Below are 11,341 nucleotides of genomic sequence, written 5' to 3'. Positions count from 1 at the left end.
CCCCATATCTTAACTGGATTGATTTAAACTACGCCCCCATTGCAAATCATTTTTAATAATTTATCTTTACTGAACTTCAAAAAACAACCTTCATCTAATGTTTTAAGTTCCAGGCGGCCTATCTTTATCCTGACCAATTCGACGACCTTATATCCGAGACATTCGGCCATTCTCCTAATTTCACGCTTCTTGCCTTCGTAAATCTCTATTACGCACCATTTATCCGAGAGTATTTTAACATCTTTTGGTTTTATTAATCTATCGTCGAGATAAACTCCCTTACGCCATTTTTCCAAATCGCCTGAAGTCATAGGCTTATTAAGCATGACACGATATGTCTTGGTTATGCCGTTCCGAGGATGTATTATATCTTGGGCGAAATCACCGTCGTTCGTTAATATCAATAGTCCACTGCTGTTTTTATCCAACCTTCCAACAGGAAAAAGGCGGTGCCCTATCAAATCTTTGGGAAGAAGGTCAATCACCGTAGTATATCTTGAATCCACAACGGCACAAACGCAATTGCGAGGCTTATTCATAACCAAATAGAGATTCTTTAAAGGAGCTACGATTTTCCCATCTACTTCCACATTATAACTTGTATTGACCATGATCCAGGGACCTGCAGCGATCTCGCCGTCCACTTTAACCCTTCCGCTTACGATTAGAGCCTCTGTCTTTCTCCTGGAACCCAAGCCACACATGGCAAGGTACTTATTTAACCTTATCAGTTTATCATAATGTAAATTCGCATCAGCTGTAATTTCCTTCATTTTTCAATTCCTCTTCAGTGGGCAATTCGCTAAGGGAATTGATCCCAAAGGCCTCCAAAAATTCCTGAGTTGTTCTGTATAGCAAGGGAGATCCTGTCCCCTTTTTGCGGCCTGCCACTTTGATCAATCCCGTTGATAATAGGGTCTCCAGAACTTTATCGCTTCTCACGCCCCTTATTTCTTCTATCTCGGTCCTGGTGATAGGTTGTTTATAAGCAATTATCGCAAGCGTCTCCATTGCGGCTTTGCTCAAACGAAGCTTATAACCATAAGAGTTGTTATACTCCTCTATCACATCTTTCAGATCGCCGGCCGTTGCCATCTGCCATCCCCCGGCCACATTTATAAGGGTAAGACCGTGGTGAGATTTGTAATGTTCTTTGATGTTGTTAAATCTTTCCTCGACAATTTTAACGTCGACTCCAAGTGCATTGGAAATGTCTGCAGATTTCACCGGTTCCGACGATACAAATAAAATAGCTTCCACTTTTCTTGCAAGCTCATCCATTGCATTCCTTGAGTCGGACATGTATATCTCCAAAATGCTGTCTTTGTTTTAAGTAAATAATACCAATACGGGCAAGTTCTAGCAATGCTATGATAGTGCTTACAACAAAGCTTTTATCCCTTTCTCCTTTAAGCAACTCATTCAGCGTCAATTCCTTATATTCGAGCAAAGAGTTTTTGATGTCCTCCATCCTGGCCTCAATTGAATACCCTTGATTTTCTTCTATAGATATAGAGATGATGTCTTCCTCGGGCGAATTTATCCTAAAATTGAAGTTATTAATCAATCCCCACCAAAGAGAGGCCAAAAAATAAAGGTCACCGACTTCATAAAAAGGTCTCGTTTCTCCTAGCTGTCTCGTAAAATATTTGGAGCGCCGGTAATGTAAAACCTCTAAATAAATTGCCGCCAACTGGAAATGATGAAGTTTTTCGTTGGGTTCATCTTGATCATCCGATGTGGCATCCTCTTCCTCCTCGCATTCGAATACAGGGCGAGGAAAGATGGCGCGAACTTTGGACAAAACTAAAGCGGCTGCCTGTGCCAAAAAATCAGCTACATCGCTTAAAGAAAAGTTTTCCGAACGAAGCAAATATGCAGCGTAAATTTTTATGACCTCGCTTACACTGACGTTTGAAGCTTCAACTTCTCTACTTTCAAGTAAACGAATCAAGTTGTTTATAGTATCGCTAAAATTATTATAATCTACTCCGGCAGCCACTTTGTCCTCCTTTTGTGGGGATCGCTTTATCTCCTACAGGATGAAGCCTACGGCACTTTTTACTTCTTCGATGGTCTTATCTGCCACATTCGAAGCTCTCTCGGCTCCCTCCCGCAAAATATCCATCATCTCAAGCCCATGTTCTTCATAATATTTTCTTCTCTTCTGAATTGGTTCGAGTTTGAACCTGATCCATTCCATCAATACCTTTTTGCAATCTATGCAGCCAATCCCTGCAGATCGACATCCATAGGCAAGCTCTCTTTTTTTCTCCTCGTCCTGGGTGAATATTTTGTGCAAATGCCATACAGGGCATTTCTCTGGCTCTCCGGGATCCGACCTTCTCATCCGAGCGGGGTCTGTCATCATAGTTCTGACTTTGTCCCACATCTCGTTTAGATCCTCTGAAATGAAAAGGGCATTATTGTAAGACTTGCTCATCTTTCTGCCATCAATGCCTGGGACTCGGGGCGTTGGGGTGAGCAATATCTCCGGCTCTGGGAATACCTCTTTAAAAGTACTATTGAATTTTCGCGCTAACTCTTTGGCAATTTCTAGATGTATTGATTGATCTTCGCCCACAGGGACTTTTGTTGCTTTGTATAACAATATATCGGCCGCCATTAACACCGGATACCCAAGAAATCCATAGGTTTGAAGGTCTTTGTCGGCAATGTTTTCGAGTTGTTCTTTATATATGGGGTTTCTCTCAAGCCTTCCAAGGGGAGCGATCATCGATAGAGCAAGATGAAGCTCGGCATGGCCACTGACATGGGACTGTTGAAAGATCACCGCCTTTTCGGGATCTAAGCCGACGGCAAGCCAATCCAGGAGAATTTCCCGGCAATAATCTTTAATTTTTGAGCTGTTCATGTATTCCGACATCAAGGCATGCCAATCGACGATACAGTAATAGCACTCAAATTCGTCCTGAAGCTTCAACCAATTGGACAGGGCTCCCGCTAGATGGCCAAGATGCAATTTTCCGGTCGGACGCATGCCGCTGAACACGCATTCTTTCATTGTATGTATCACCCCATTATCAATATAATTCTCATGCCAATTTTATATATATATTACAAAGACATCGCCTGTATTTTATTCTATATAGATAATCTTTGGGTCATCGTAAGCTTTAATCTCCGTCAGATCATATACCCTTATTTCCGGAAGTTGCTTTAATTTCTCCATAAACTTTGACAATCCGCCTCGCTCCATCTGTCCGTGATCGACGATTGCCAGGGTTAAATATCTCTGGGCCTCGGCTATTTGATGGTACTTCATATCAGCAGTTATATAAATATCAGCTCCTACATTAAAAGCATTCACCCAAAATTCGCCGCCCGATCCGCCACAGAGGGCGACTTTTTTAAACCTTTCCCCTTGCCCGTAAAAGGCTATCCAGGAAACATTCCAAGCCCTGGACATCAGCTCTGCCAATTCATCTTTTGAAACTTCGGCTTCAAAATGTCCCCATGCCCCCAGTCCAAAGGCGTTTTCTTGGAAATAGATCAATGGCTTATAGTCATGAATTTTAAGGGATTCAGTTAGTGTAACATTTATGCCATTATATGACATATCGAGATTTGTATGAGCTGAAATTACATTCATTCCATAATGTGCAGATTTGTAAAATAGAGAGGCGCTGTAGTTTGAAACATCCCACTTCTTCATTGGAGAAATGATGGGGGGATGGTGGGTAACAATTACATTGACGCCCAAATCGCGAGCTTTATCTATGACCTCGTGCGTCAAATCCAAAGCAAGTGCCAGGCCATCGACCTTGCAAGACAGATCACCTATTACTAATCCCGAGTTATCCCACTCTTCCTGCACATTGAAAGGAGCTATCTCGTCTATGGCTGCCAAAATGTCCTCAACGACATAGGGCATAAAAACATCTCCTTGCATAAGTGGTTGTAATTAACAGAAAAAGCCACCTTTTCGGTGGCTTTTGTTGGCTTTTGGTGGGCCCACCTGGACTCGAACCAGGAACCTTCCGGTTATGAGCCGGTGGCTCTGACCTGTTGAGCTATGGGCCCAAACCCTTAAGCATTTATGATTATAACTACGAGTTTCGTTTAGGGCAAGTAGTAGGTCGTATTTTTTATCGAAATTTACCTACTTTTCAACGGTTATGCAGCTGACAGGACAGCTTTCTGCTGCTTCCATGGCACATTCAGCACCGCTGGGCTTCACCACCTTGGCTTTGCCTAGTTCTTCGTCCAGCTCGAAGACCTCCGGACACACCTGGGAACAAACACCGCATCCAATACAGAGTTCCTGATCCAGTTCCACCTTCATGTAATTCCACCCCCTTTGGCACATACTATAGCAGTATTTTCGTTCTAATCAAATATTTTCGATCACAAAACTCTCACTAACGGTTTCCCCAAATTTTTTTCCAGGACTAATAGCGCCTTATATTCTGTTATTGCTTTATTTTCAGGCAAAGCCGACACAATAAATATCCCTTTTCCCACCACAGCGGCATCGAACTCTCTTGTCATCATAATCATGCCCGCTATCGTGCTGCCTCCACGCATGAAATCGTCGATGACCAAAACTTTGGAACCTTTCTTTAAATTGCGAGTGCCCATGTACATGGTACGAACATCACCTGTACCTGAAGGAAAGTGAAGCGCCACAGCCGGACCATCGCTTGGTCTGTTTCTGAATCGACAAACAGCCAGGGGAAGACCTAAAGCTTGGGCAACGAATAAAGCTATGGGTATGCCCTTGACCTCAGAAGTCATCACTACATCGGCACCTGAATCGACGAACATGGAAGCCAAGGCCCAACCTAACCACTGTGCATAATAGGGATTAAATATGATATCACTATAGTATATTAATCCTCCAGGCAGAAATCTCTCTTCTCTGGAAAGTTCTAAAGCAATCTCTTCGAGGAATTTTACTTTGTCCCTTTCGTTGAAGGAGGGGATTAAATATGCCCCTCCTCCTCTCCCTCTATCGATGATAATTCTGCTGCATCCTTCATCGTTCATTGCATTTGAGATGATCTCAACATCATCGCTTAACACGGTCTTTGATACCTCAAATTCTTTAGCAATATCGCTTAGAGAAAAGGATTGAGACGGATGTTTTGCCAACCTCCAAACGATCCTTGCAATGCGTTCCGGCCTGGAAATTTTCATGTCAGATCACTCCAGCACAAAGGTTTTACAATCACATTCGAGCTTTGAGCTTACCAATTCCTGCGCTTTGATAGCCTCGTGCTTGTCTGTGAAAAGACAAAAAACGGATGAACCGCTCCCGCTTAAACCCCAAGCCAGGCTATTATTGAAAGTTGAATTGCATAGATCGAAAAATCCGTCGTAAAAGTCGCTTTTTTTTCTCAAAACCGTTACGAAGTCATTTGGCAAAAACCCGATCCTTCTTCTCTTTTCAAGGTCAGCATAGAGGTTTAAAGCTTCGTATATTGCAAATGAGACGGGCACTATCTCGGCTTCGCCCCTTTTCCTGCTTTCATCGAGCTCTCTATATGCTTCAGCAGTGGAAATTTTTATATTTGGTATGGCAAGCAATGCATATATCCCTGTGAGGGGGTCCAAAAGTTTCAACCTTTCCCCAACGCCAGTAGCCAATGCCGTCTTCGTCTTCGAAAGAAAGAAGGGGATATCGGCACCAAGTGCAGCAAGTTCTGCAGGATCTAGAAATAAATCGTAAATTGTCGAAGCCCATTCTAATATGGCAGCTCCGTTCCCGCTTCCGGCACCTATGCCGCTTCCAACGGGTAAAACTTTCCAGATGTTGCATTCTATTGGAGGCAACCTTACAGATTTAGACCTCAAAAATTCGATTGCCCTTGAAATAATATTCGTCCCGGATATTCCAATATTATAGGAATTTACAATATCATCCCGATTTGTTCCATTTAACCTTCTAATAGCCAACCATTCGATTGGCCCAAGCTTATGGAATAACGTAGAGATTTCATGATAGCCATCATCTCTGGGGACAAACACTCTTAAACTAAGGTTAATTTTTATATAGCTCGGTATATAGATCAATGTACTACCTCCGATCTTTGTGTCGAAAATTGTCCACCCAATTTAAGGCTTATTATAAGCTCTTCGTATGCATTTTAGCCACTCCGATAAAAATAAGTACTTATGTTCGAAATTATATTAGATATGTCCAATGATATCAAAGAGCATACAAAGGTCATTTAGTATATTGACGTTTCACCTACTATACCGCATCATTATTGTTTTTTATCATGCTTGCTCTGTTCCCCCTAGTGGGATAGAATAAATTAAGAAATTGTTTAAAATTATCTGTCAAGTTTTTTATTGCGTTATAGAATATGAATGTCGCTTTAGCTAAATATAATAAATGCAGATGGGTGTGATGGGTATGCTCAAAATTAAAAAAGTGTTAAATAATAATGCCCTTATCGCAGAACACCCCACATATGAAGAGGTTATACTCCTGGGAAAGGGTATAGGTTTCAACAAAAAGGCAGGCGAAAGCATATCTAACGCTGATGCCGAAAAGCTGTTTGTCCTTAAAAACCCTGAGGAACAGGAGCAATACCTTCAAATGCTAAAAGAAATTGATGAAAATTTTATCGGCATCATGAACGATGCTATATCTTTCATTGAAGACAAGCTTGGCACTTCATTAAATGAACACATTCATACCAGCCTTACCGATCATTTACATTTTGCCTTAAAACGCTTGAAAAACGGTGTGGAGATAAAAAATCCTTTCAGATTCGAAATTGAGCTGGCATATCCGCGAGAATACGCTGTTGCTGAGGAATTGACGGAATGGCTTGAGAAAGAACTCAGTGTAAACATTCCCGAAGATGAGGTGGGGTTTATAACGTTGCACATCCATAGCGCCATTTCAAAGGCAAGCATAGCGAATCTAACGAAAAGAACGCAAATCGTCTCCCAATTGATTGCTATTGCAGAGAACTCGCTAAAAGTAACTTTAGATAGAAGTGATATAAATTATTCGCGCTTCATCAGACATCTTCATTTTTCTCTCGATCGAATAGAATCGGGAAAATATGTGGATAATGCGGAGTTCTTAAAAGATGTTTTGCAAAAAGAATGTGCGCTTTGTTATTCCATTGCCTGGAAAATGATAAAATATATGCAGAAGCAACTAAAGAAAAAAATTCCAGAGGCGGAATCAGTGTATTTGACATTGCATTTACAGAGATTGTATAATATAGCTCGGGCTGGAACCGCTGAAGTGTGTTAAAGCGCGTTAGTTTCATTGCAGCCGTAATTTTCATTGTTTCGTAATAAGTTACAGCATAAACAATAGATAGCTAATATACTCTTCTTGCGTGTTACTGTGTAAGCACAGGCATGAGCAAAGGAGTGTACGGTAAATTAGTGCCGTATCTCTTTTGCTCATGCCTTTTTTAATGCTCGAATCCATAGGACAGGAGGTTGTGGTAGGTGTTCAAAAAATCATTTGGACAATTGCAAAGGATAGGTCAATCGTTGATGTTGCCGGTGGCTATTTTACCGGCGGCCGGATTGCTGCTTGCCATAGGTACCAGCATGAAAAGCCCAAACGTCGTAGCTCTTTTGCCCTTTTTGCAGAACGGCGCTTTTGTCGGCTTGGCATCGATGATGCAATCTGCGGGAGGAATAATTTTTGAAAACCTGGCTTTAATTTTTGCTTTGGGAGTCGCCGTAGGATTATCTGGCGGAGCAGGGGCTGCTGCTCTCGCAGCATCAGTAGGCTACCTGGTAATGAACGTCACTATGAGCGTGATGGGTGGGATATCGTTAGATAGCGTCATATCGCAGACAAATCCGGCCTATGCCCTGGTTTTGGGCATTCCCACCCTGCAGACTGGGGTATTCGGAGGTATCGTCGTCGGGGCTTTGGCAGCATGGTGTTATAACAGGTATTACACTATCGAGTTGCCGCCCTTTTTGGGCTTTTTCGCCGGCAAACGTTTTGTTCCTATTGTCACCGCTTTCAGCTCCTTTTTCCTTGGCATCTTAATGTTTTTTCTATGGCCTCACGTACAAGCGGGAATCAACGCCACATCGCAGTATTTAATGGGGTCAGCCTACCCTATTGCAGTGTTCTTCTTCGGGTTTGTAAAACGTTTGTTAATACCTTTCGGCCTTCACCACATCTGGCATGCTCCATTCTGGTTTGAGTTCGGTCAATACACAACCGCGGCAGGAAATATAGTGCGTGGAGACATGAATATTTTCTTTGCCCAGTTGCAAGATGGAGCAAATTTAACGGCGGGGCATTTCATGGCCGGCGAGTTTCCCGTAATGATGTTCGGTCTTCCGGCAGCGGCCTTAGCCATGTACAGATTGGCAAAACCGGAGAACAAGAAATGGGTAGGCAGCTTAATGGCTTCCGCGGCGCTCACGTCTTTCTTGACGGGAATTACGGAACCCATAGAATTTTCCTTCCTATTTCTGTCTCCTTTGCTCTTTTTATTCCACGCAATTTTAGACGGCATAGCCTTTGTGGCACTCTATTTTCTAGATATCAACATAGGCTATACTTTTTCCGGCGGAGCCATCGACTTTTTCTTATTTGGAGTGGTTCCCGGCCGTGAGCCCTGGTGGCTTGTTATTGCTGTTGGCGCTCTTTACGCGCTCCTCTATTATTCTGTTTTTTCCTTTGCCATCAAAAAATTTGATCTGCCGACTCCCGGACGAGAAAAGTCCGAGGCCAAACTTAACGGGGCCTCTATCCCCATTTCAACTCCAAAAACGTCAGAAACTTTGCCCTACGACGTCCTTGAGGCCCTAGGCGGTCGGAAAAACTTGGCTAAACTCGATGCCTGCATTACCCGCTTGCGCGTTTCAGTCAAAGATGTTTCCAAGGTAAACAAAGAAAGGTTGCGAGCCTTGGGAGCTTCGGGAATTATGCAGGTAGACAAAAACCTTCAGATTATATTTGGGACCAAGTCGGAGAAGATAAAAGAACAAATCGCAGACATCCTAAAGGGAGAAAGATCCGATATGTCTCCTTCGGAAGACGAACAACTTGGAGAAGAAAGAAGCATTTCGGGCAAAGATATGGTAATCGCAATGCCCATGTCCGGAAAACTGATACCTATCTCCGAAGTACCAGATAAGACATTCTCAGAGAAAATCTTGGGTGACGGTTTCGCCATATTGCCAAAGGACGGCACCGTCGTATCTCCGACAGACGGAAAAGTAGCTGTTTTCTTTCCCACCAAACATGCCATAGGAATAGTTGCAGACAACGGACTAGAGATGCTTATTCACGTAGGCATCGATACAGTAAAACTAAACGGAGAAGGTTTTGAGGCATTTGTAAAACAGGGAGACGTCGTCAAACGGGGACAGGTTCTCCTTAAGGCGGATCTGGAGTACATCTCTAAAAATGCAACCTCTACGATATCTCCAATAATATTCACAAATTTAAGCTCCAACGAAAGAATCGAGATAATCGAGGAAAGAGATGTGAAAATCGGAGAGATGGGTTGCGTGCGCATTATAAAGAGCCAACCTGTAGCCACAGGAAACATTAAACTATAGGTAAAGAGGCCCCTTCACAAGGGGCCTCTTTTATGTTTGCCTGTAATGCAGATTATCATGCTAACTGGCCTTGTGAGGTATTCGATCGTTGGATGATAGAAATTCCAATTCCACGTCATGCGTTAGGAGATCGGAATAGCGAAAAGAGACAGTGCTGTTTTGGGCCTTCACATACAGAGTAAATATATTCGGATAGGTCTCCATGATAACACCTTCATGTTCCTCTGTCTTTCTCCTGCCCTTTGCCTGTCGATATCTAACGCGATCACCGATGTGGGAAGCCAGTTTTTCGCGTATACAAAGTAACTTCTCAGACACCGGACATCACTCCTCAAATGTCATTTGTGTATATTTTACTACATATTTCTATAAAATACAAGCAAAATAAAAATCATATATTAAATTGCTAACTTATAAAAAACTACGGCCCCCAAATTTGGCATTGGAGGCCGCTGTAAGATCACCAATCTTCAGATGTTTTTATTATTTCCTTTCGTACTTTCCAATCAATTCCCCATATGCCAATATATGGCCTTTGATCGCCTTTTCCACGGCAGACTTATGAGCCCCACTTTTAAGGTTGAGGGAAGATATATCAAGGGCGTATACTTTGAAGTAGTACCGATGTGGTCCATGCCCCTTTGGAGGACAGGGACCGCCATACCCCAGCCGACCAAAGTCATTTACGCCAGCAACTCCTGGAGATTCGCCCTCTTCTATACCTCTTTTTTGGGGTTCTATGTTGAAGAAAATTGCATGAGTAAAAGTTCCGCTAGGCGCATCCGGATCATCTACTATCAATACTAGGCTTAGCGTGTTTTCCGGTACTCCCTCCCATGCAAGAGGTGGCATAATATCCTTTCCCTCACAGGTATATTTTGAAGGAATGAAATCTTCATTATTGAAGGCCGGCGATGTCACTCTTATTTGCATTTCACACACCTCCGCCAAATAATCGCCTGTGGAATTTGCCATTAAATTACGCACTGGCCATAAAATTATTATACAACAAAAAATATATAGTACTTTTTTCACGTTTTAATAGCCTCTTTCCTCGTTATTTTTGCTCTTTTTTTGTCACCGCACTCCCGCCTAAATAGGCAGCTTTCACTCTTTCGTCGCCAGCAAGTTCACTTGCAGGTCCTTCAATGCTTATCTTTCCCGTCTCGAGAATGTAAGCATAATCCGATTCGGCCAAGGCCTTTTTTGCGTTTTGTTCCACAAGCAAGATGGAGGTCCCGCTTTCTTCATGGATCTTTCTTATGGCATTAAAAATTTCCTTTACTAAAATCGGGGCTAATCCCAAGGAAGGTTCATCTAACAAAAGTAAAGTCGGCTTCGCTATCAATCCTCTCCCTATGGCAAGCATTTGTTGCTCTCCCCCGGAAAGAGTGCCGGCAAGTTGGTTTTTTCTTTCGGCAAGGACAGGAAAAAGCTCAAAGATCCATTTTTTTGTCTCCTCAACTTCCTCGTCCAACAGCCGCTTTCTCGCCCCATAAGCCCCCAGGTTTAGGTTTTCTTCAACTGTCAGAGTCGGAAATACCCTTCTGCCCTCGGGAACATGTGAAATTCCTTGGAAGGCAAGATCATGTGCGGAAAGAGAGGCCATATCTTTCCCTTTATAGAAAATCTTTCCCTCTTTTAAAGGAACTATTTTGGAAATCGATTTGAGCATAGTAGATTTTCCCGCTCCATTGGCCCCTAGGACAGCTATTATCTGGCCTTCATTAAGTTTGATAGATACGCCTTTAAGAGCCATCACGGCTCCGTAGGACACTACCACGTCTTTTAAAACCAGAAGCTCTGACAT

General features: G+C 42.8%; 13 protein-coding genes and 1 tRNA gene. 2 read left to right on the top strand and 12 right to left on the bottom strand.

Going from position 1 to position 11,341, the window contains the following annotated elements; genetic code table 11:
* Window positions 1-23: 23 nt before the first annotated feature.
* The 9 genes from HMPREF1705_RS09155 to HMPREF1705_RS09115 form a co-directional block, all read right to left on the bottom strand.
* A complete protein-coding gene (locus tag HMPREF1705_RS09155) occupies window positions 24-773 on the bottom strand; it encodes a pseudouridine synthase (RefSeq protein WP_009201075.1) in 750 nt (249 codons plus the stop codon).
* Window positions 754-1,302, bottom strand: coding sequence for an SMC-Scp complex subunit ScpB (gene scpB, locus HMPREF1705_RS09150; protein ID WP_040347992.1), 549 nt, complete (start codon window positions 1,300-1,302; stop codon window positions 754-756). Before scpB ends, HMPREF1705_RS09155 begins: the two co-directional genes overlap by 20 nt.
* Window positions 1,274-2,002, bottom strand: coding sequence for a segregation and condensation protein A (locus tag HMPREF1705_RS09145; RefSeq protein ID WP_009201077.1), 729 nt, complete (start codon window positions 2,000-2,002; stop codon window positions 1,274-1,276). Before HMPREF1705_RS09145 ends, scpB begins: the two co-directional genes overlap by 29 nt.
* 33 nt (window positions 2,003-2,035) lie before the next feature.
* The gene (trpS, locus tag HMPREF1705_RS09140; protein WP_009201078.1) at window positions 2,036-3,025 is read right to left on the bottom strand and encodes a tryptophan--tRNA ligase; all 990 of its coding nucleotides are present in this window, start codon (window positions 3,023-3,025) and stop codon (window positions 2,036-2,038) included.
* Between the two features lie 75 nt (window positions 3,026-3,100).
* Window positions 3,101-3,895, bottom strand: a complete 795-nt coding sequence (locus HMPREF1705_RS09135; protein WP_111089607.1) for a Nif3-like dinuclear metal center hexameric protein — start codon at window positions 3,893-3,895, stop codon at window positions 3,101-3,103.
* Between the two features lie 72 nt (window positions 3,896-3,967).
* A tRNA-Ile gene (locus HMPREF1705_RS09130) sits at window positions 3,968-4,044 on the bottom strand.
* A 79-nt stretch (window positions 4,045-4,123) separates the two neighbouring features.
* A complete protein-coding gene (locus HMPREF1705_RS09125; RefSeq protein WP_040347994.1) occupies window positions 4,124-4,306 on the bottom strand; it encodes a ferredoxin in 183 nt (60 codons plus the stop codon).
* A 62-nt stretch (window positions 4,307-4,368) separates the two neighbouring features.
* Window positions 4,369-5,160, bottom strand: a complete 792-nt coding sequence (locus HMPREF1705_RS09120; RefSeq protein WP_009201081.1) for a phosphoribosyltransferase family protein — start codon at window positions 5,158-5,160, stop codon at window positions 4,369-4,371.
* A gap of 6 nt (window positions 5,161-5,166) precedes the next feature.
* On the bottom strand, window positions 5,167-6,036 hold the full coding sequence (locus HMPREF1705_RS09115; RefSeq protein WP_111089606.1) for a 4-(cytidine 5'-diphospho)-2-C-methyl-D-erythritol kinase: 870 nt from the start codon (window positions 6,034-6,036) through the stop codon (window positions 5,167-5,169).
* A 346-nt stretch (window positions 6,037-6,382) separates the two neighbouring features.
* Here HMPREF1705_RS09115 and glcT point away from each other — a divergent pair, with 346 nt between their 5' ends.
* Window positions 6,383-7,240: a glucose PTS transporter transcription antiterminator GlcT gene (gene glcT / locus HMPREF1705_RS09110; RefSeq protein WP_040347995.1), complete on the top strand. Its 858-nt coding sequence runs from the start codon at window positions 6,383-6,385 to the stop codon at window positions 7,238-7,240.
* Window positions 7,241-7,443: 203 nt separating this feature from the next.
* Window positions 7,444-9,531: a glucose-specific PTS transporter subunit IIBC gene (gene ptsG, locus HMPREF1705_RS09105; protein ID WP_040347996.1), complete on the top strand. Its 2,088-nt coding sequence runs from the start codon at window positions 7,444-7,446 to the stop codon at window positions 9,529-9,531.
* A gap of 60 nt (window positions 9,532-9,591) precedes the next feature.
* Here the strand turns inward: ptsG and HMPREF1705_RS09100 are convergent, their stop codons facing one another.
* From HMPREF1705_RS09100 to HMPREF1705_RS09090, 3 genes are all read right to left on the bottom strand, one after another.
* On the bottom strand, window positions 9,592-9,849 hold the full coding sequence (locus HMPREF1705_RS09100) for a Veg family protein (protein ID WP_009201085.1): 258 nt from the start codon (window positions 9,847-9,849) through the stop codon (window positions 9,592-9,594).
* A 165-nt stretch (window positions 9,850-10,014) separates the two neighbouring features.
* Window positions 10,015-10,464 (bottom strand): YbhB/YbcL family Raf kinase inhibitor-like protein, encoded by a 450-nt coding sequence (locus HMPREF1705_RS09095; RefSeq protein ID WP_040348502.1) that lies wholly within the window; start codon window positions 10,462-10,464, stop codon window positions 10,015-10,017.
* Window positions 10,465-10,588: 124 nt separating this feature from the next.
* On the bottom strand, window positions 10,589-11,341 hold the full coding sequence (locus tag HMPREF1705_RS09090; protein WP_040347997.1) for an ABC transporter ATP-binding protein: 753 nt from the start codon (window positions 11,339-11,341) through the stop codon (window positions 10,589-10,591).

Source organism: Acetomicrobium hydrogeniformans ATCC BAA-1850, assembly GCF_000160455.2.
GTDB lineage: Bacteria > Synergistota > Synergistia > Synergistales > Acetomicrobiaceae > Acetomicrobium > Acetomicrobium thermoterrenum.
This window is presented reverse-complemented; position numbering and strand designations above follow the sequence as displayed.